At 38.1% G+C, this 19385-nt stretch carries 21 protein-coding genes and 1 pseudogene; 12 read left to right on the top strand and 10 right to left on the bottom strand.

Features of this window, described 5'->3' with window-relative positions; all coding sequences use genetic code 11:
- Window positions 1-6: 6 nt before the first annotated feature.
- The 4 genes and pseudogenes from ACQ86H_RS18510 to ACQ86H_RS18495 form a co-directional block, all read right to left on the bottom strand.
- Entirely contained in the window at window positions 7-1095 is a 1089-nt protein-coding gene (locus ACQ86H_RS18510; RefSeq protein ID WP_431292064.1) for an efflux RND transporter periplasmic adaptor subunit, read from the bottom strand.
- A 9-nt stretch (window positions 1096-1104) separates the two neighbouring features.
- Window positions 1105-2373: a TolC family protein gene (locus ACQ86H_RS18505; protein ID WP_168202387.1), complete on the bottom strand. Its 1269-nt coding sequence runs from the start codon at window positions 2371-2373 to the stop codon at window positions 1105-1107.
- Window positions 2374-2701: 328 nt separating this feature from the next.
- Window positions 2702-3498, bottom strand: a pseudogene (locus tag ACQ86H_RS18500) (sensor histidine kinase).
- Window positions 3499-4053: 555 nt separating this feature from the next.
- A complete protein-coding gene (locus ACQ86H_RS18495; RefSeq protein ID WP_138823108.1) occupies window positions 4054-4731 on the bottom strand; it encodes a response regulator transcription factor in 678 nt (225 codons plus the stop codon).
- Between the two features lie 132 nt (window positions 4732-4863).
- Here ACQ86H_RS18495 and ACQ86H_RS18490 point away from each other — a divergent pair, with 132 nt between their 5' ends.
- Entirely contained in the window at window positions 4864-5493 is a 630-nt protein-coding gene (locus ACQ86H_RS18490; RefSeq protein ID WP_431292063.1) for a DNA-3-methyladenine glycosylase family protein, read from the top strand.
- A 152-nt stretch (window positions 5494-5645) separates the two neighbouring features.
- On the opposite strand, the gene ACQ86H_RS18485 is transcribed toward ACQ86H_RS18490, so the two are convergent.
- The 5 genes from ACQ86H_RS18485 to ACQ86H_RS18465 all read right to left on the bottom strand — a co-directional run bounded on the left by ACQ86H_RS18485 (window position 5646) and on the right by ACQ86H_RS18465 (window position 9744).
- A complete protein-coding gene (locus ACQ86H_RS18485) occupies window positions 5646-6428 on the bottom strand; it encodes an SDR family oxidoreductase (RefSeq protein ID WP_431292062.1) in 783 nt (260 codons plus the stop codon).
- Between the two features lie 166 nt (window positions 6429-6594).
- Window positions 6595-8232, bottom strand: coding sequence for a UxaA family hydrolase (locus ACQ86H_RS18480; protein WP_431292061.1), 1638 nt, complete (start codon window positions 8230-8232; stop codon window positions 6595-6597).
- Window positions 8233-8239: 7 nt separating this feature from the next.
- Window positions 8240-8596: a hypothetical protein gene (locus tag ACQ86H_RS18475; protein WP_431292060.1), complete on the bottom strand. Its 357-nt coding sequence runs from the start codon at window positions 8594-8596 to the stop codon at window positions 8240-8242.
- Between the two features lie 26 nt (window positions 8597-8622).
- On the bottom strand, window positions 8623-9549 hold the full coding sequence (locus ACQ86H_RS18470; RefSeq protein ID WP_431292059.1) for a sugar MFS transporter: 927 nt from the start codon (window positions 9547-9549) through the stop codon (window positions 8623-8625).
- Window positions 9550-9570: 21 nt separating this feature from the next.
- A complete protein-coding gene (locus ACQ86H_RS18465; RefSeq protein WP_431292058.1) occupies window positions 9571-9744 on the bottom strand; it encodes a hypothetical protein in 174 nt (57 codons plus the stop codon).
- 150 nt (window positions 9745-9894) lie between these two features.
- Between ACQ86H_RS18465 and ACQ86H_RS18460 the strand changes: the two genes are divergently transcribed.
- Window positions 9895-10764, top strand: a complete 870-nt coding sequence (locus ACQ86H_RS18460) for an AraC family transcriptional regulator (protein WP_138823118.1) — start codon at window positions 9895-9897, stop codon at window positions 10762-10764.
- 657 nt (window positions 10765-11421) lie between these two features.
- Here ACQ86H_RS18460 and ACQ86H_RS18455 read toward each other — a convergent pair.
- Entirely contained in the window at window positions 11422-12381 is a 960-nt protein-coding gene (locus tag ACQ86H_RS18455; protein WP_431292057.1) for a GlxA family transcriptional regulator, read from the bottom strand.
- A 250-nt stretch (window positions 12382-12631) separates the two neighbouring features.
- On the opposite strand from ACQ86H_RS18455, the gene ACQ86H_RS18450 reads away from it, so the two are divergent.
- The 10 genes from ACQ86H_RS18450 (at window position 12632) to ACQ86H_RS18405 (ending at window position 19384) form a co-directional block, all read left to right on the top strand.
- Window positions 12632-13009, top strand: coding sequence for a DinB family protein (locus ACQ86H_RS18450; RefSeq protein ID WP_431292056.1), 378 nt, complete (start codon window positions 12632-12634; stop codon window positions 13007-13009).
- A gap of 3 nt (window positions 13010-13012) precedes the next feature.
- Complete coding sequence (locus ACQ86H_RS18445; protein WP_431292055.1) at window positions 13013-13519, top strand: DinB family protein; 507 nt, start codon at window positions 13013-13015, stop codon at window positions 13517-13519.
- Window positions 13520-13533: 14 nt separating this feature from the next.
- Entirely contained in the window at window positions 13534-13947 is a 414-nt protein-coding gene (locus tag ACQ86H_RS18440; protein WP_431292054.1) for a hypothetical protein, read from the top strand.
- Window positions 13948-14170: 223 nt separating this feature from the next.
- Window positions 14171-14587, top strand: coding sequence for a VOC family protein (locus tag ACQ86H_RS18435; RefSeq protein ID WP_431292053.1), 417 nt, complete (start codon window positions 14171-14173; stop codon window positions 14585-14587).
- A 301-nt stretch (window positions 14588-14888) separates the two neighbouring features.
- Window positions 14889-15269, top strand: a complete 381-nt coding sequence (locus ACQ86H_RS18430; protein ID WP_138823130.1) for a DoxX family membrane protein — start codon at window positions 14889-14891, stop codon at window positions 15267-15269.
- A gap of 102 nt (window positions 15270-15371) precedes the next feature.
- Window positions 15372-15803: a DUF2147 domain-containing protein gene (locus tag ACQ86H_RS18425; RefSeq protein WP_138823132.1), complete on the top strand. Its 432-nt coding sequence runs from the start codon at window positions 15372-15374 to the stop codon at window positions 15801-15803.
- A gap of 20 nt (window positions 15804-15823) precedes the next feature.
- Window positions 15824-16825, top strand: a complete 1002-nt coding sequence (locus ACQ86H_RS18420) for a WD40/YVTN/BNR-like repeat-containing protein (RefSeq protein WP_431292052.1) — start codon at window positions 15824-15826, stop codon at window positions 16823-16825.
- Window positions 16826-16948: 123 nt separating this feature from the next.
- Window positions 16949-17764 (top strand): TerC family protein, encoded by an 816-nt coding sequence (locus tag ACQ86H_RS18415; protein ID WP_138823133.1) that lies wholly within the window; start codon window positions 16949-16951, stop codon window positions 17762-17764.
- 92 nt (window positions 17765-17856) lie between these two features.
- A complete protein-coding gene (locus ACQ86H_RS18410) occupies window positions 17857-18561 on the top strand; it encodes an HAD family hydrolase (RefSeq protein WP_431292051.1) in 705 nt (234 codons plus the stop codon).
- Window positions 18548-19384 (top strand): phosphoribosyltransferase family protein, encoded by an 837-nt coding sequence (locus ACQ86H_RS18405; protein ID WP_138823137.1) that lies wholly within the window; start codon window positions 18548-18550, stop codon window positions 19382-19384. Before ACQ86H_RS18410 ends, ACQ86H_RS18405 begins: the two co-directional genes overlap by 14 nt.
- Window position 19385: the final 1 nt, after the last annotated feature.

Raw genomic sequence — 19385 nt, 5'->3', positions numbered from 1 at the left:
TAAAAATTATTGTGTTTTCAGGCTTTCGAACAAGAAAACCTGTTTAGAGGCAATAATGTGGTCGCCGGCCTGTACGCCTTTGCTGATGTAAGTTTTATCTGCCGTTTTGCGCCCGATTTTGATCTCCTGGATCCTCACTTTATGGTCTTGGTTCAGAACGAGTACATAATTTTTATTTTCATCGAAAATTACTGCCCTTGAGTTTAATACCGGGAGATCGATAGCCGAATTTGCCGAAACTTTAACCGTTCCGAGCATACCTGGTTTTAATAAAAATCCAGGATTTGGGATCACGACCCTCGCATTCATTACTTTGCTATCCTGATCTACCTGATTATATAATTTCTCTATTTTTCCTTTAAAAACTTTATCGGGATAGGATAAGGTAGATAAACTGACTTCATCGCCAGCTTTAACACGCGAAATATCCGATTCGTAAATATTGATCATGGCCCAAACGTTAGAGAGATCGGCAATGGTGAAAAGGCTTTTGTCGTTATCGCCTCTTAACTGCATATTCTGGGTGACATTTTTTTCGATCACAAAACCACTGATCGGAGATTTGATTGCATATAATCCCGTACTGCTGCCTCCATTAAGTTTTAATACCGAACTGGCTCTTTTTGCTTCTGCTTTTTTGATCTGATAGTCATTTTTTGCTTCTTCCAGTTCTTTTGCAGATGATAAACCACTCTCGAAAAGCTGTTCGGCCTGTTTTACTGATCGTTCTGCATTTTTAAGTTCTGCGTTGGCGGCAATCACTTCCTTGTCAAAGCCTGCCATTTCTGAACTGGTGAGGGTTGCCAGTATTTGCCCGCTCGAAACCTGATCGCCTAAGCGTACGCCAACGCGGTTTACCGTTCCACTTACCATAGGGAAAAGTTCTGATCTACGCTCCTCATTTGCGGCAATTTTAGCCGAAAATATTAACTCGGTTTTACTATTGGCCTGCTGCACCGTATCAATTAGCAAGCGATTGATCAGGGAATCGGTGATGGCGAATTTATTGCTTGGAGCGGCTGTTTTATGCTCGTTACAGGCAAAGAATAAACTGATTGCGATAATGAGTACAGTGTTTTTATAGAGATTTTGCATGAGATTGATTTAAAAAATATTAGAACCAGTTACATAATTGAGTTCAGCCCGTGTGCTCATTCTTTCGAACTGGAGCTTATTGAGTTGAAGCGTATTTTCCTTATAGGCATCATAGAGATCCAAAAATTCAATCAGACTAATATTTCTTGCCTTGAAGTTTTTGATGAGGGCAGAAATGAGCGTATTAAAATCGTTTGTGAATGCAGGATCGATTTCTGAATACAATTTTTCGTTACGCAAAGCAGTTTTGTAAGTATTAAATACTTCATTTTCAAGCAGGGTTTCCTGTTTTCTAATAGTTACATCTGCTGCAGCTAACCCGATCTGTGCTTTTTTAATTTCACCCTGGTTTCTGGAGAAAAGCGGAATGGGGATTTTGATGCCTAAACCGGTATATTTTTCGGGATAATTCCCTTTTAAGTCGTAGCTAAGGCCAACTTCTATATCAGGGATGGCCATTGCTTTTTGAAGTTTTAAATTGCGTTCGTTGTAAAGCAGGTCGGTTTTGGCTAGTTTAAGGTCGGCGCGATTGGCCCTGGCTGAATCAAGCAATGAATGATAAGGAATCTTATCCAGTGAAGGGGATTTGAGATCTGTTTGATCCAAAACTAAATCTATAGAAGTCGCTGCGTTAAGCCCGCAGAGCAATTTTAAATCTTTATAATTGTCTTCTAATTCGTTCAATAAGCCAGCTTGTTCAGCTTTGAGGTTGATTAAGAGTGATTTAATCCTGATCATATCCTTTGCGGCAACATTGCCCATTTTTAACTGGAGATCGTAAGCTTTCAACAACTGATCGGTAGAGCTGATTTGTTCCTGATACACTTTAACCGATTGTGCGGAGAAATAGGTTTTATAAAAAGTGTTGACCAGTTCGAATTTTAATGTTCGCATCAGATCGAAATATTCATATTCGGCTCGCTTAACCCCGGTTTGGGCCAGTTTGATATTTTTATTACGCTTGCCTGCCAGTTTAAATAACTGCGAAATTGATCCGGCATATTGTCCGTGAGCATAAGAAGTTTGCAGGAACTTTTTGGTTTCGTGGTTGTAAAAAAGATTTTCGTATTCAAGTGTGGGGTTCTCGAACAGTTTGGCCGTGATGATTTCTGCTTTTGCCTTATCAACATCGTAATTACTGGCCAGGAGGTCGAAATTGTTTTTTAAAAAGAGGCTTTCGGCCTGGCTCAGGTTTAAGCTTAACATATCGCTTTGTGCGAAAGTTGCCCTGGCCGTTAAAACCAAAAAGAAAATGAGCAGCGTACCTATTCTTATCATGCAGCAAAACTATCCTTGCCGAATTAAAGGGGGATTAAATGCGAATTAAAAGGGGATTAAAGTTGGGGTTGACCACTTTCTCAAGTACACGTCATTTCGAGCGGAGTGTAACGCAAGTCGAGAACGAGAAGGCTCTGCGAAGCAAAATCTATCAAGATAGATCTCTCCATTCCACTACGTTCCAGTCGAGATGACGACTCTAGGGAAATCATGTTTGCGCTCGTTTCCAAACGAGCGCATAAATAGTTGCACGATTTTATCGTTGTAAACGATATGCTATTCAACGCTTGTTAGAAACGAGCGTTAGCGAAATGAATGTAATTAATCGCTAAAGTTTTGCCAACCTCACTGTAAAAGTGCAGCCGCCTGGTTCTGGGTTATTAATGGTTATCTCGCCTTTAAGCAGATCAATGATTTTCTGGGCCATGTAAAGTCCCATGCCTTCGCCATAATGGCCCTGTTCTTTTGCCCGGGTGTAAAAGGTTTAAAAATATTCTCTTGTTCATCGGTTGAAATACCTGATCCACTATCGGTAATGTGGATGAGGAAATCATTTTCACCGGTTTCTATAAGAATATTTACCTCCTGATTATTGGAAAATTTAAAGGCATTTGAAATGATATTATCCAAGGCAATCTGTAATAAAATGGCATTCGCTAATATTTCAGGTTGTGTCTCAATTGGGGCTTGATAAATGATTTTGACATCGAGGTTTTTCTGCGATTTCCATTCGTTTTGGATTTTGAAAAGTAAATCATTCAGTCTGATTGGAACAAGCTGCGAATTGATCAGGTCGAGGTCCATTTTTGCCAGGGCCACTAATCCGGTAATGATACGTTCCATTTTTTCGGCATCCTCGAGCATCGAAGCAATCACTTTTTGATAAGCCGCCAGGTCCCTTTCTTTAGATAGGGCGAGTTCGGCGGTCATCATGATACGCGTTACGGGTGTCCGAAGTTCGTGCGAGGCATTGGCTATAAAGGTTTTTTGCAAAATAAAAGCTTGCTCAAGCTCTTCCATCAAGTGGTTAAAACTTTGGGCAATAAGGTTAATTTCATCTTTATTGTGATTTTCCTCTACCCTGAACTCCATGTTTTGCGAGCTGGTCTGTTTTACTTCGAGCATGAATTTTTGCAGAGGCTTCAGCATTTTCTGAGCAATCCACCTGCTTAACAGCAATACGATAAGCGAAATAAGGATGAAGATAAAAATCATGATCTTCAACAATCTGTCGAGTCTGTTGTGTGAGCCCTGGTCATTGGCCGAAGCAAGGATTACAAAATCGCCCTGATTATCTTTATAATAAATACCTACAACCTGCCGCTGACCATCGGTATATTTTAAGCGGCCTTTCTGGCGTACCTGGTCGATAGTGGCTGGGGTCCAGTATTGTGCGGTATCGCCGATGAAAGTGGCCTTGTTCTTTTTATCGTAAACGCGAATTACTTCGCTATTTAACTTTTGAAGGTATTTATGGCGTACAGTGTTTAACGCATCCCGACTGATTTCATCAGCTTCGAGGTACAGTTTAGCAGTAACCATAGTACGGTCGGTTAGGCGTTCGAAGAAATCGGCCTCTAAAAATTTCATAAAAGTAAAATATATGGTACAGAGCACCACGAAGAGCATTGAAGTGCTGATCAGCGTGAAATACAGTGCTATGCGGTCCTTTATTTTCATTTATTTCATGATATAGCCCATATTGATCTTGGTATGGATAAGTTTCCGTTCGAAATCCTTTTCGATCTTTTTTCTCAGGAAATTGATATATACATCAATTACATTGGTTCCGGTTTCGAAGCTGATGTCCCAAGCTTGCTCTGCTATAAATTGCCTTGAAAGTAAACGGTTTGGGTTGCGCATAAAAAGTTCGAGCAGGATAAATTCTTTGGCGCTTAATTCAATTGTTTTACCGCCGCGGCTTACTTCTTTGCTATCGGTATTAAGTACAAGGTCTTCGAAATATAGTTTATGGTCTGTTTTGGTTTCAATAGGCGGCTGCCTGCGCAAAAGTGCTGCCACTCTGGCCAAAAGTTCTTTCAGGTGAAAAGGTTTTACGAGATAATCATCAGCACCGGCTTCTAAACCGGTAACTTTATCATCAATGGTACCCATGGCAGTAAGCATGAGAATTGGTGTTTGCACCATATTTTCCCTAAGGTGTTTACAAAGCTGGATACCATTGAGGCCGGGCATCATTACATCAATAATCAGGAGATTAAGGTTTTCGCTCAGGAAAAGATCCAGTGCATCAATTCCATTGGCAACGGTAAGTACCTGATAATCTTTTTCTTCGAGTGCCAACTTTAACAATTCGGCAATTTTAGGGTCGTCTTCAGCTATTCCAATCTTTAGCATCCTACAAAAATAACCATCTCATCTTAAAACGAGATTAAAATGGATTGCCTTTCTGTTAAATCTAAATTTTCACCAGCCGAAACCAGTAAGATTTGTCAATCAAGCTTATTATATTTGAATAAAAACAGTTTCATGTTCGAAACATTTGATCAGACCAATTTTCATCAGCTATGCGATTTTGTGGGTGGCAGGGATACAGATTTACAGAAAATTTTAGATCGGTATGGCTATCCGCCCTTTTGGTCGAGGCCAAATACCTTCGAATCATTGGTGCACATTATTCTGGAACAACAGGTGTCTTTGGCTTCGGCATTGGCTACGCTGAATAAACTGAAAGAAAAAATAGGAGGGGTTACACCGGGGCGATTGTTATTGCTTACTGGTCAGGAATTAAGGGACTGCTATTTCAGTCGGCAAAAAACAGTTTATGTCCGGCATTTGGCTGAAAGCCTGGTCAGTGGAGTTTTATCGCTGAGTGAAATGGAAACTATGGATGATCTTGCTGTCAGAAATCAGCTCAAAACCATTAAAGGCATCGGAGATTGGACGGTAGATATTTACCTGATTTTTATGCTGCACCATACAGATGTTTTTCCAATAGGCGATTTGGCTGCGGTAAATTCATTAAAGAAAATAAAAGGTTTGGCGACTAGCGTAGGTAAAGAAGAAGTATTGGTAGTGGCAGATCAGTTTAAGCCTTACCGCACCATTGCTGTAATGCTGCTATGGCATGCTTATTTGGAGGAAAGGAAGAAAAAGTAACGCCATGGTCTGTGTCCGTACAGACCATTTAAGTTGTTGTCATTCTGAGTGCAACGAAGAATCTGCAAGCGATAGAAAACAGAACCCAAAACAGGTCGATAATGAGAAAGATTCTTCACTGCGTTCAGAATGACAGAAAGGAGAGAGACTTATTACAACAAAGCCCTATCCAGGTGTACGTAACCACCATCAACATGGATCAACTGGCCGGTGGTATGGCTCGATTTATCTGATAACAAAAATACAGCGGTATTGGCGATTTCATCCACAGTAGTCATCCGGCTTTCGAATGGAATTTTATCGTTAATGCTTTTCAGTTTTTCATCACGGTTCTCAAAAGTATTGATCCATTTCTCATATAAAGGTGTCCAGGCTTCGGCTACGATGATGGCATTTACACGGATGCTGTATGGCAATAATTCTACCGCCCACTCGCGGGTTAAAGCATTTCTGGCACCGTTTGATGCTGCATAACCAGATGTTCCACCTTGTCCGGTTTCTGCAGTTTTGCTGCCAATATTTAAAATTGATCCTTTGTTTTCTTTTAGTGCAGGCAGCGCATATTTTGCCAAAAGATAATAATGCACCACGTTTTTATGTAGCGATTCTATAAAGCCTTCATAAGTGCCACTTTCGAGGCCTACGCCATCGTTAACACCAGCATTGTTTACTAAGCCATCAATTCTGCCATACTTATTCAGTATCGCATCAATAATGTTTTTGCAGTGATCAGGAACAGTGAGCTCTGCTGTAAAATAATCAGCTTTTAGACCTAAATCTGTTATTTCCTGAAGCATTTTTACATTATCGTTTTCACTACGGCCAATAATAATGGGGAAAGCATTTTCAATAGCCAATGCCTTAACAATTGCCGCACCAATGCCTTTTGCACCGCCACTCACCAGTATTATTTTTCCGTCTAAATTTAAATTCATATTCGGTTATGTTTTTATTTTTATTTAAGCAAAGTGCCAGGCGTCCAGGGAATAGAGAGGGACATTGTCTGTGTAGATTTCTCCATTCCGTTTCACTCTAGTCGAAATGACGGTTTTTATTCGGAAACTCTCCATATCACATCTTCCATCTTACGTCATCCACCCTCTATAGGCTTACCCCTCTTTTCCAGGGGATAAAATCATCCTGGTTAAGCTGTACCGCCTTTGGTGTTTCTTCGCCACTAGCTACTTTAATACAGTATTCCAATATATCTTCGCCCATTTCGTTAATGGTTTTTTCGCCATTGATTACTGGTCCGGTATCAATATCGATAATATCACTCATGCGTTTAGCCAGGATTGAATTGGTGGCTACTTTAATGGTTGGACAAACCGGATTTCCTGTTGGTGTGCCTAAACCTGTGGTGAATAAAATTAAGGTTGCTCCGGCGGCGGCTTTACCTGTAGTCGCTTCAACATCATTTCCTGGTGTACATACCAAACTTAAGCCGGGTTTAGTGGCCGGTTCGGTATAATCTAAAACATCTACAACAGGAGAGGAGCCGGCTTTACGCGCAGCGCCTGCTGATTTTATAGCATCAGTAATTAAACCATCTTTAATGTTACCTGGCGAAGGATTCATGTAAAATCCGGAACCAACTTTATGCGCCAGATCATCATACTCTGTCATTAAGCGGATAAACTTTTCAGCAGTTGACTGATCAACAGATCTATCGATCATTTCCTGCTCCACGCCACAAAGTTCCGGGAACTCAGCCAATAAAACCTTTGCCCCCAATGCTACCAATAAATCGGCACAGTAACCCACCGCAGGGTTTGCTGAAATGCCACTAAAGCCATCGCTACCACCACATTTCACACCCACACACATTTTGCTCAACGGAGCTGCTGCACGACTTTGTTTATTAATGAACATCAATCCTTCAAAAGTATTTCGGATTGCATTTTGGATCAGTTGTTCTTCGCTTTGTGTCTTTTGCTGTTCGAAAATTAAAAGTGGTTTATCAAAATCAGGATCGAGTGCAAACAGGTCGCGTTTAAAATCTTCTACCTGCAAATGCTGGCAGCCCAAACTTAAAACGGTTACACCGGCCACGTTGGGGTGATGGGCATAAGCCGCCAATAATTTGCTTAACGTATCCGAATCCTGTCGTGTTCCGCCACAGCCGCCATTATGAGTCAGGAATTTAATTCCATCTACGTTTTTAAAAGTACGGCTGGTCTGATCTACTTTAGGCTCAAAACTAATGTTGTTTATGTCTTCTCCTTGTTCAAAGGCCTGAACCAATTTGTGGGTATAAGATTTATATTTATCATCTACAGCATAACCCAATTCACTATAAAGCGACTCTTTAATAATATCCAGATTTCTGTTTTCGCAAAATACAGTTGGGATAAACAACCAATAGTTTGCGGTACCTACTGCACCATTTTTGCGGTGGTAGCCATTAAAACTGCGGTTGGCATATTTACTCACATCAGGTGCTTCCCATTTGAAATTAACATTGCGATAAGCAAATGGCTCTGCGGCATGTTTTGTATTATCAATACTCATCCGCATGCCCGCTTTCACCTCAAACTGTACCTTTCCAACCAAAACGCCATACATCATTACTTCTTCACCGGTTTTCATATCCTGCATAAAAAATTTATGCTTGGCTGGGATTTCATCAACAGTAGCGTAAGTATTTCCCTCGTGCAGTATTGGAGTGCCTGCTGGTAAATCCTGTAACGCAACTAAAACGTTATCGGCTTTATTAATCTGGATGACTAATTTTTTCATTGTCAATTTATACTTCTAAACTTAATTCTTTTTCGATATGATTGGGTTTCCATCCTTTCCAGCCAAAGTAGAAGACCACTAAAAAGCATAAAAAAGGAACCAGGTACCCATATTGGATATTGTGAGTAGCATCTGATATCAGGCCTAACACTGGAGGTAAAAATGCACCCCCAACAATAGACATTACAATTAATGACGACCCTAGTTTTGTGTCTTTACCCAAACCTGCTATACCCAGCGAGAATATGGTTGGGAACATGATCGACATAAAAAAGGCGACACCGATTAACGCATAAATGGTAACCATTCCACTTGCAAAAATAGATACAAGGGTAAGTACAGCACTGATTAATGCATACAGCATCAATAGTTTATGAGCAGCTACGTATCTCATAAAAAAGTTCCAGCGAACCGGCCAACCATAAAAGCTAAACCTGCAGCGCCTGAATACCATGATGCCTGATCCTGGCTGATATTTGCTGATGAGGTGACGAAACTGATAAATAAACTCAATACGCAAACCTGTGCACCTACGTAAAAAAACTGCCCGATAATTGCCCAGCGCAAATGGCTATGGCTCAACACATGCCCAAAACTGCTTTTCTCATTGGCATTTTCTTCTTCCTTAATATCAGGCAGTTTGGTGAAAATAAATAAAATAGCAACTACAATAATCAGAATACCCAAAATTAGATAAGGTGCTTTTACGGTCGAGGCCTCTTCGAGCATATAAGCCTGTTTTTCTAAAGGCAACATCTTCGCTAATTGAACATCGGTATATTTTACTTCGGTAAAAATAAGTTTACCACCAAGTATTGGCGCTAAAAATGCGGCTAAACCATTAAAAGACTGTGAAAAATTTAAACGCTGTGTAGCTGTTTCCGGTGGTCCTAGTACGGTAACATAAGGATTTGCCGCTGTTTCCAGAAAGGTTAAACCACAGGCAATGATAAAAAGTGCACCTAAGAAAAATATATACTGTGCAGTATTGGCTGCAGGTATAAATAATAAACAGCCGATGGCGAACAAAACAAGGCCTAATATAATACCGCTTTTATACCCATACTTGCGCATAATGTAGCCTGCGGGTAGAGCCAATAAGAAATAAGCAATAAAAACCGAAGAGTCAACCAGGGTAGATTCGAAAACGTTTAGCTGAAAAGCTTTGCGTAAATGCGGAATTAATACAGGATCAAGATTGTGGACAAAGCCCCAGAAGAAAAAGAGGCTGGTGACTAAAATTAACGGAAATAAATATCCCTTACCATTTGTTGGTGTATCGGATACCTGAAAGTTCGTTGATGGAGTGTGGCTCATGTTTATTTGGTTATAAATGGTTTAAGCAGCTTCTGCTAAAATAAAAATAGTTAAACTTCTGGCATAATAAGCAGCAATTACCAATGTTTGTTCGATATCGGCTGTTTTAGATGACCAGATAGCCCAGTAGCCATACCTGGGTATTTTAATGCTGGTATTATCATCTGAAATAGATGGCAAATAATCCAGCTTCATAAAATGTTTTTGGTTACTTGTCGCTTTACAAATTAAACCCTTAAATGCTAATAAAAATTTAACTTTATGATCTAATTATTAAATGATATTGGCTCAATTTTTTACATTGCAAAATAATTTTGCATATTAGATTGATTTTTTTAAGATTTTATGAAACCGCATTTACTTAATGTATCTACCAATTCAGTAGATTCTTTTAGCGCCCGAAGAGATGTTTTGCCCGATATCAACAACCGTTGGCATTACCATTCTGCATTAGAATTAATCTACGTTAAAAAAGGCAGAGGTACGCAGTTTATTGGCGATAGCATTAAAAATTTTAAAGATGGCGATGTGGTTTTGCTAGGGAGCAATTTACCTCATTACTGGCGTTTCGACCCTGAATTTTTTGATGAAAAAGCCTGTGAACCGGTTGATGTTTATGTGATTCATTTTAAGGAAGATTTTTTGGGTAGAGATTTTCTCCATCTTCCCGAAAATCAGGAGCTTAAAAAAGTTTTACTTCAATCAACACAGGGAATTCAGTTACAAGGAATTTCGAAAGAAAAAATTGCCGGTTTAATGCCGCAGATTATTGAGGCAACAGGTACGATGCGAATTATAAAAATACTTGAGGTATTAACAGAAATAGCCAATTGCGAAGAAAAAGGCACATTGGTTTCTCTGGGTTTTAAACCAAACTTTTTGGAGAACGAAAAAGATAGAATCCAATCTATTTATAACTATACCATTAGCAATTACAAGAATAAAATAGAACTCAAGGAAATTGCTGCTGTAGCCAAAATAAGCCCAAATTCATTCTGTAAATTCTTTAAAACCAAAAGTAGAAAAACATATACACAATTTCTGAATGAAATTAGAGTAGGGCAAGCCTGTAAATTATTGATCGAAAATGATCTAACTGTGAAAGAAATTTGCTACGATTGTGGATTTTACAATTTTACCAGTTTCCACAAATACTTTAGGGAAATAACGGGTAAAACTCCATTGAAATATCAGCAGGCTTTTTCTAAACAATAATTACCATTATTAATGGTAGATTATAGGTTTATCGTTTGTATTCCAACTGAATATTTATGAGCAATAGCTCCAATCCTAAACCGGAAAAAAGGGCGAAAAGATGAACAACGTCCATAATGTCTGATACACCCGGTTCCAAACATAAATTTAAAAGATAGCCTGTTTTTGGCTTGTCAACGCTATTTTTTATATCTCCGCGGTTTTATGGCGCATAGCAATTGCTCCCTAATTAATTAGTGGATAAACAATATGAAAAAAAATCATTTAATACAAGGTTTAGCGCAGGCCAAGTTATAACAACATGGTTTTGCTATGAAAATTTAATGTTTTGACTTGAAAAGAGAGGTTAATTTTGATGACGGGAAAAGAACTGATTAAAATTTTTCGTCATCGCTGGGAATCTGCTCAGCGGAGAAATAACAGTACAACATTGATCCAAAAGAGATAATATAAAATACTGCCGTGATTAAAAGAAATGTGCTCATATATATAGATATTTGGTTAGTGTAATTATAAAGTTAAGTTATCTTAAATACAAGAGGATATTGCAATTTATTTTAGATTAATTATTAACATAGTTGGTTTTCAATGTTGAAAACTATTTATTTAGTTTTTAATTGTGGTGTTGGTTACTCTTCTGTCTATCTCAATCGATATTTACTTAGACTGAAATTTATCGCGGTATTGGGTCGGCGTCATCCCAACTGATTTTCTAAACACTTTTCTAAATGCTTTTGGATCGTTGTAACCTGAATTATAAATTACTTCTGTCATTTGCTGCGCAGTTTGCTCTAAAAGTTTTTTAGCTGCTTCTATACGTGTTTGCTGCAGGTACTCGATAGGGGTAATGCCGATTACCTGTTTAAAGCGGCGCACAATATTTCTCCTGCTTGATGGAATATCTTTGATCATTTCTTCAATAGTAGCCACATCCTGATAATTGCTTTCAATTTTTTCTTGCGCAGAAGCAACAATATCGTCATTGTGGTGACGGATTGGCTGAAAAGTGCTAAAGTATAATTGGTTTACACGGTCCATATCTATAGCGAAAATTTTTGCAACTTTCACCGCCATATCTTTACCGCAATGGATTTGTAAAAGGTGTAACAGTAAATGAAAGGTAGAGGTTGCACCTCCGCTGGTAAATAGTTTGCCATCCTGCGTTACTGTTTTATCGGCCTTTAAATGCACTCTTGGAAAAGCCGTAGAAAAAACTGAGCAGGCATCAACGTGTGTGGTTGCCGCTTTGCCATCCAATAATCCCGACGCAGCCAGTAAAAATGCACCAGTACAAAAAGTTGCGATTTCTGCCCCTGCGTCATGCAGTTTGTTCAACCATGGGATATAACTTTTATTGGCTGAAATACATTCCTTAATATCGTTGGTGGCAAAAGATGGGATCAAAATAAGATCAACATCGTTTGCTTTTTGCAAAGGGATACAGGGATGTTCGCTAAAGTTATAATCTTTATTATCCAGGGTAATTAAACTGATATTAAAAGGCTTTTCAAGTTTATCTTTTGTATAGAAACTATTTACAGTATCAAATACATCTAAAATAGCTGCTACGCTTAATAATCTGAAGTTTTGGGGCATTAAAACACCTACTTGTATCATTTGGTTAAAAATTTAGGTATCGTAAATATATAAAAATTGTCTGAAATGCCCCTTAAGATTGACTTTTACGGCAAGGGTAGGCATCGATATTAAGCCATAACTTTATTCTTATACTAACCACCTGATAAAATAATATGAAAAGTAAACCAACCAGTGGCAGAATGTACGGTATAATTGTATTGTACGAAATGCAAACAGATTTTTTATTGAGGGCTTTAGATGGGATAGACCAAAAAGATGCGCAAAAAGATTGGATACCAAAGCCAACCACATTGCATGGATTACCGGAAGTATGGTGCAGGGGCGGTATTTTCTGGCTAAATCATTCGATGTTGATCTTCCATTCATCACCGACGAACTTTTTGCCAATAACAAGGGCATTATTGATGATGTAATTTATCCAGCGCTTGCCGATTTTATAAAAGATTGGAAAAACATTTCTCCAAAACTTCAGGAGGCCTTAACCCAGGCTACCGATGAAAAACTGGAAGAAAAACTCAATATACCCGGGATGGAAATTACCCTTTTCGAAATGATCAGTTTCAGCACTTACCGGGATGCGAACTGTATCGGACAAATTGCCCTGTGGCGTAGGTTATTGGGTTATCCAGGAATGAATTATATGTAAGTTATGGAAAAAGTAATTAATGAAGCGAATGAAACCTTATTGGCATTGGAAAACGCTTTCTCAAAATTTGATGCCGCATTGGTGAATAAGGTGCCTTTTGAAGGCAGCTGGACCGCAGGGCAATTGGCTGAACACCTGGTTTTGTCGAATTCGGGCTTTCTACAGGTTATTAATGGTCCTGTTACCGAGACAGATAAACCAGCTGATTTAATGGTAGGGGCCATTAAAAAAGATTTTTTGAATTTCGATGTGAAGTACGATTCGCCTAAAGAAATTTACCCTGAAGACAGGAACTATAACCCGGCGGAATTATTGGATAATTTAAAGCAGATCAGGATGGGGATATCAGAAGCGGCGGGAAACCTGGATTTAACTAAAACCTGTAGTTCTTATGAGCTGCCCGGTTATGGTTTTCTTACCCGTTTGGAAGCTGTTTATTTTGTGATCTATCATACCCGGCGACACATCCACCAATTAAAAAATATTTACAGTGGCTTAAATCCCAATTGATTTTAACTAAATTTATGAGAAACAACAGGCTTGATTTACTCAATCCATACATTGGTAAATGGAAAACAGAAGGGTTAACCCAATCGGGAGAGGTAATTACCGGAACCGATACTTACGAATGGATTGAGGGTGGTTTCTTTTTAATGCACAAAATAGATGTAACGTTTAATAAGAAAAAGATACAATCTTTAGAAATTATTCATTATGATGATATGGAGGATGTTTTCAGGTCGCAATCTTTCGATAATGCAGGGAAAATTGCCATCTCTACACTTAAAATTTATGACGATATCATTTTAATATTTGCAGATACTGAAAGATTTAAAGGGAATTTTAAGGGCAATACCATCGAAGGGTTATGGGAACAGTTTAATGGTAACAGCTGGGAGCCCTGGATGGATATTAAGTTGACGAAAATAGAACATTAACTGAATTTGTCATGCTGAATACAATGAAGAATCTTGAATAAAGTTGCAAGGAGATCGTTAAATAAGGAAAAGATTCTTCGCTGCGCTCAGAATGACAGTCATAAAATACCCTTCGAGACAGTCTTGAATACCCTTCGACTCCGCTCAGGGTGACAAACCGCACTTTAAATACCTCAATAAACAAACAATTAAACCAACCCGAAAGGGATAAAACAACAAAACAATGGCAACACTTAACACGTATTTAAATTTTAACGGGAACACCGAAGAAGCATTCAATTTTTACAAATCAGTTTTTGGTGGCGAATTTTTGGTCGTGCAACGCTATAAAGATTCTCCTGGCTGCGATGGTATGGCCGTGGGCGATCAGGAAAAACTGATGCACATCGCTTTACCCATTGGCGGTAATATTTTAATGGGAACCGATATTACTCATCCGATGCCGCCAGCAACATTCGGGACAGGTATTTCACTATCGGTTGACGCGAATAGTGAAGACGAGGCTAAACACTTATTTGATAGCCTATCTGCAGGTGGTACCGTAACCATGGCCTTAGAAAAAACATTCTGGAATGCACTTTTTGGTATGGCTACCGATAAATTCGGCATCCAATGGATGGTGAATTATGATTATAAGTAGGTGGGAAGTTCAAAGTCCGTAGTCATGAGTCTTAGTCCAAAATTGCCAATAGAATAATGATCAATTACCAATGATTGATCTACCATGAACTATCAACTATAAATAATTAGAATATTAAGAAGTTAAGGATATTAAGGTATTAGTAATTATTATAAGTTATGTGGCTATCCACCATGGACTATCTAACTATTAACCAAACAGGCGTTTTAAAGTTCTGCGTTTATTATCAATTAACCAACGGCCAATTGAACTAATCAATCAATTTTATTATTTTTAAAATACAAACTAAAACTTAACCACTATGAAAATTGCAGTAATTGTTGTACGCGTGCTTCTAGCCGCCATGTATCTTTTTGCTTCTGTAAGTTTTTTCCTTCATTTAATGCCTAAGGAGGCACCAGTAATGTCGGCTGCTCAAAACACATTTATGTCGGGTGTAATGGCATCTGTTTATTTAATGCCCTTAATTAAAGTTACAGAGTTGATAGGTGGGATACTTTTGCTTATTAACCGTACAGCACCTTTGGCTGCACTGGTAATTTTTCCGGTTACACTCAATATTTTCCTGTATCATGCATTTTTAGGTCCGAAAGATTTACCTATGGTTGGTGTGATGCTTATATTTAATTTATTCCTTTTTTATGCTTATCGTGCTAAGTACCTGCCAATCCTTTCAAAGTAAATTTTACCATTTATAAAACTTTCTCATACTTTTTCCCTTTATTTAGTGTTTCGATATAAGGTGTAATTCATTATCTTTAAAAACTAACTAGAAATAAAAAATATGAGAAAGCTACCATTTTTAATGCTGCTCTTTATAGCGGTATCATTTTCTGCCTTTGCACAGAACAAAGATGCTATTGTTGGCAAATGGCTTAATCCATCAGGAGAAGGACAGATTGAAATTTATAAAAAAGGCGAAAAGTTTTATGGAAAACTGGCCTGGATAAAAGAGCCTAACATTAACGGAAAACCTAAATTAGATGTTAAAAACCCTGATGAAAAGCTACAGAAACGTGCTTTGTTAAATCTGGAAATACTGAAAGATTTTAAATATGATGATGGGAAATGGACCGATGGAACAATTTACGATCCAAAAAGCGGTAAAACCTATAGTTGCAACATGACTTTAAAAAGTGCTGATGTATTAAATATCCGCGGATATGTAGGTATTTCACTTTTGGGAAGATCAGAAACTTTTAGACGGGTTAAATAACAACAGATGAAGAAAATTTTATGGTGCCTTTTATTGGCACCTTTTTTTGCGCCGCGCAGTCGTATTCTATTAAACCTTTAAATGAAAGTGCTAAAACCAGTTTGCGTGGTTTAAGCGTAGTATCCGATCAGGTTACCTGGGTAAGCGGTAGTAACGGTTCAATCGGTAAAACCATTGATGGCGGCAAAACCTGGACCTGGGTAAAACCCAAAGGTTATGAAAAAATCGATTTCAGGGATATCGAAGCTTTTGATGACAAACAGGCCGTTATTGTTGGGATCGCCTCACCCGCTTATATCTTAAAAACTACAGATGGGGGTGAAACCTGGACAGAAAATTATAAAAATGCAGATTCGGCTATATTTTTAGATGGCGTTAGTTTCTGGGATAAAAACAGCGGCATCACCTTCGGCGACCCGATTAATGATAAATTACAATTGCTTAAAACCACCGATGCAGGTAAAACCTGGCAGGATATCTCTTCAAATCTGAAAACCAATTTAACCAAAGGCGAAGCCAGTTTTGCTGCCAGTGGCACAACCATAAAAACATTAGCAGGTGGCAAAACCTGGATTGCAACCGGTGGAACAGTATCCAATATTTATTTCTCACCCGATTACGGCCAAACCTGGCAGGTATTTAAATGTCCCATTTTACAGTGCGAAAACAGTACAGGTCCTTTTTCTATAGATTTTTTGAATGAGAAAACAGGTATAACTGTTGGCGGTAACTACTTAAAAGATAAAGAAAATTCGAATAATGTACTTTTAACCCATGATGGTGGCAAAAACTGGCAAAAACCAAATATACCTGTTTGGGGCTTTCGTTCGGCCGTGGCTTATATCACTGCGAAAACATTAGTTGCTACAGGAACATCAGGTACAGATATTTCAACTGATGGTGGCCAAAATTGGAAGCACATTTCTGATAAAAGCTTTAATGCGGTTCAAAAAGCAAAAAAAGGTAGAGTTGTTGTACTTGCAGGAGACAAGGGAGCGATTTATCAATTGAATGCTGATTAATATTTGGAGTCAAATACGTAACAATTCTAACAATTGTCATTCTAACAGTAAAACAATCATATAAATTTGTTTCTTTGTTAGGAAAACTAAAACTTTAATTTAAAACATACACACACTCGCTCAATGGATTTTTTGCACACGATTTTAGGTGATGATATACAGGCCGGATTATTAATTATTTTAAACCTGATTGTGATTGAGAGTTTGCTCTCGGTTGATAATGCTGCGGTTTTGGCAACCATGGTAATGGATCTGCCAAAATCGCAAAGAGAAAAAGCTTTAAAATATGGTATTATCGGTGCTTATGTTTTCAGGGGTATTTGTTTATTTCTTGCAGCATGGCTAGTTAAAATCTGGTGGTTAAAACCGCTTGGTGGTTTATATTTGTTGTATCTGGCTTTCGATTATTTTAGAAAAAAGAACAGTAAAAAGAATGAGGAAGAAGAGGAAGTAGATAAAAGTAAAAGCTGGATTTATAAATCGACTGTTGGCTTAGTGGGTACTTTTTGGGCTACAGTTGCTTTGGTAGAAGTAATGGATTTAGCCTTCTCTATTGATAATGTTTTTGCGGCAGTGGCTTTTACCGATCATATCTGGTTAATCTATATCGGCGTTTTTATCGGAATTTTGGCCATGCGTTTTGTCGCGCAGGCTTTTGTAAAACTGATGGAAAAATTCACCTTTTTAGAAACGGTGGCCTTTATCGTAATTGGTGTTTTGGGTATTAAACTTACCTCTTCATTATTTACGCATTTTTATCCCGAGTCGCCAATTTCTCATGCCATTGAAGGGGAAAAAACGGATCTTTTCGTGTCTGTTTTTACGGTAGCCATTTTCATTATACCTGTATTAACCTCTCTTTTGTTCAACTATCCAAAAAAACACAAAAGCGATATTGTTATTTCGGAAGAAGCCGAAGAAGTATTAGATAAATCTTGATTTTTGAGGGTTATCTGTCATAAATCTTACAATCAACCGCTTCCAATTATACAATCTATTTTGTAATATCAGGATTTATTAAACAGGGTGCAATGGCTTTTTACAAACATTACTCATTCGATCTTTGGTTAACGTTGATTAAATCTAATCCAACTTACAAGCTGGAACGGGTTCAGTATTTTTTTAGAAATTTTAATGGTAAGCATAAAAGCATTGACGAAATTGCCATTACTTTCCGTCAGGTAGATTTAATGGTAAACGCCATTAATGAAAAAGCCGGAAAAAATGTTGATGCTGAAGAAATGTATTTGATGATCATTAGTATGATCAATGATTACGATTTCGACTTTAGTGATGTAGACCTCAAAGTGCTTGATCATGATATGGAGCAGATCGTATTTAACAATATGCCAAACCTTTATTGTGGTGATTGTTTAGATGTACTGGCCAAGATTAAAGAGTCGGGCAAAAGCTCTACCAATATATTAAGTAATACTGGCTTTATTAAAGGTAAAACCTTAAAAAAAGTAATCGAACATTTGGGTATTGGTCAGTTTATCGATTTTCAGCTTTATTCTGACGAAGTGCGCATGTCGAAACCCAGTAGAGGTTTTTTTCAGTTGATGTTAGATCGCATCGACAGAACAAAACACCCCGAATTATTGTTAACAGATGTCATCCACGTTGGAGATAACCCCCATGCCGATGTTCGGGGGGCAGAAGCAATGGGGATCAATAGTATGCTGATCAATTCCAACAATTTATCTATCTCAAACCTACTCTATGATACCGTATAATTTTTCACTTCATAAAATAGACAATACAGTCGATTTTGGCTTTAGTGCCGACGATTATAGTCGCTTTAAGTTTGGTGACGATCTGGTAGCCAGATCGTTCGGGAAAGACCTGGCCGACGGTTTTATCAGGTACTACCTGGCCGATAATCTAATTACCGGTCAGATTGTGGTCATTTCCAGTCCTTACAGCTTTATCCCTACGGCAACTTTTGCCATGAAAAACTATTTCGTTTGCCAGCTTAACCGCTGGCTGGTCGAAAATGGTGGTTTAGCGGTACAGGAAACCAAAGTGCATAGAACCATTACCTATAAAGAAGATTATGGCGAACTAAGTGCTGCAGAAAGACTTTCGCTGATCGGTAACGATTCGTTTCATATTGATAAGGATTTTCTGGTGGGTAAAATACTTTTGTTTCTGGATGATATCAGGATTACCGGAAGCCATGAGCGCATGATCTTAAAAATGGCAAAAGAATATGGCTTAAAGAACGAAATGCACATGCTTTATTTTGCCGAACTCGTTAATAAGAATATCCATCCCAACGTAGAAAACTTCCTGAATTACCATCAGATCAAATCTATTTTTGACCTGGAAGAAATTATCGATGGCGGAAATTTTTGTTTCAATACCCGTATTGTGAAATACATTTTAAATACTACTTCGAGCAGTTTTACCATCTTTTTAGAACGCAGGAGTACTGACTTTATCAATCAGCTTTACGATCTTTCGTTGGGTAACAATTATCATACGATAGAAGCGTATTCGAAAAACTTACATCTTATAAAAGACTATATCAAAAACAACAATTATAAATTAATTTAAA

This window comes from Pedobacter sp. P26 (assembly GCF_050632135.1).
Taxonomy (GTDB): domain Bacteria; phylum Bacteroidota; class Bacteroidia; order Sphingobacteriales; family Sphingobacteriaceae; genus Pedobacter.
This window is presented reverse-complemented; position numbering and strand designations above follow the sequence as displayed.

Excerpts from the sequence above, each read along its gene's own strand:
- ACQ86H_RS18510 (WP_431292064.1), bottom strand. The coding sequence starts at position 1,095 with ATGCAAAATCTCTATAAAAACACTGTACTCATTATCGCAATCAGTTTA.
- ACQ86H_RS18505 (WP_168202387.1), bottom strand. The coding sequence starts at position 2,373 with ATGATAAGAATAGGTACGCTGCTCATTTTCTTTTTGGTTTTAACGGCC.
- ACQ86H_RS18495 (WP_138823108.1), bottom strand. The coding sequence starts at position 4,731 with ATGCTAAAGATTGGAATAGCTGAAGACGACCCTAAAATTGCCGAATTG.
- ACQ86H_RS18490 (WP_431292063.1), top strand. The coding sequence starts at position 4,864 with ATGTTCGAAACATTTGATCAGACCAATTTTCATCAGCTATGCGATTTT.
- ACQ86H_RS18485 (WP_431292062.1), bottom strand. The coding sequence starts at position 6,428 with ATGAATTTAAATTTAGACGGAAAAATAATACTGGTGAGTGGCGGTGCA.
- ACQ86H_RS18480 (WP_431292061.1), bottom strand. The coding sequence starts at position 8,232 with ATGAAAAAATTAGTCATCCAGATTAATAAAGCCGATAACGTTTTAGTT.
- ACQ86H_RS18475 (WP_431292060.1), bottom strand. The coding sequence starts at position 8,596 with ATGCTGTATGCATTAATCAGTGCTGTACTTACCCTTGTATCTATTTTT.
- ACQ86H_RS18470 (WP_431292059.1), bottom strand. The coding sequence starts at position 9,549 with ATGAGCCACACTCCATCAACGAACTTTCAGGTATCCGATACACCAACA.
- ACQ86H_RS18465 (WP_431292058.1), bottom strand. The coding sequence starts at position 9,744 with ATGAAGCTGGATTATTTGCCATCTATTTCAGATGATAATACCAGCATT.
- ACQ86H_RS18460 (WP_138823118.1), top strand. The coding sequence starts at position 9,895 with ATGAAACCGCATTTACTTAATGTATCTACCAATTCAGTAGATTCTTTT.
- ACQ86H_RS18455 (WP_431292057.1), bottom strand. The coding sequence starts at position 12,381 with ATGATACAAGTAGGTGTTTTAATGCCCCAAAACTTCAGATTATTAAGC.
- ACQ86H_RS18445 (WP_431292055.1), top strand. The coding sequence starts at position 13,013 with ATGGAAAAAGTAATTAATGAAGCGAATGAAACCTTATTGGCATTGGAA.
- ACQ86H_RS18440 (WP_431292054.1), top strand. The coding sequence starts at position 13,534 with ATGAGAAACAACAGGCTTGATTTACTCAATCCATACATTGGTAAATGG.
- ACQ86H_RS18435 (WP_431292053.1), top strand. The coding sequence starts at position 14,171 with ATGGCAACACTTAACACGTATTTAAATTTTAACGGGAACACCGAAGAA.
- ACQ86H_RS18430 (WP_138823130.1), top strand. The coding sequence starts at position 14,889 with ATGAAAATTGCAGTAATTGTTGTACGCGTGCTTCTAGCCGCCATGTAT.
- ACQ86H_RS18425 (WP_138823132.1), top strand. The coding sequence starts at position 15,372 with ATGAGAAAGCTACCATTTTTAATGCTGCTCTTTATAGCGGTATCATTT.
- ACQ86H_RS18420 (WP_431292052.1), top strand. The coding sequence starts at position 15,824 with ATGGTGCCTTTTATTGGCACCTTTTTTTGCGCCGCGCAGTCGTATTCT.
- ACQ86H_RS18415 (WP_138823133.1), top strand. The coding sequence starts at position 16,949 with ATGGATTTTTTGCACACGATTTTAGGTGATGATATACAGGCCGGATTA.
- ACQ86H_RS18410 (WP_431292051.1), top strand. The coding sequence starts at position 17,857 with ATGGCTTTTTACAAACATTACTCATTCGATCTTTGGTTAACGTTGATT.
- ACQ86H_RS18405 (WP_138823137.1), top strand. The coding sequence starts at position 18,548 with ATGATACCGTATAATTTTTCACTTCATAAAATAGACAATACAGTCGAT.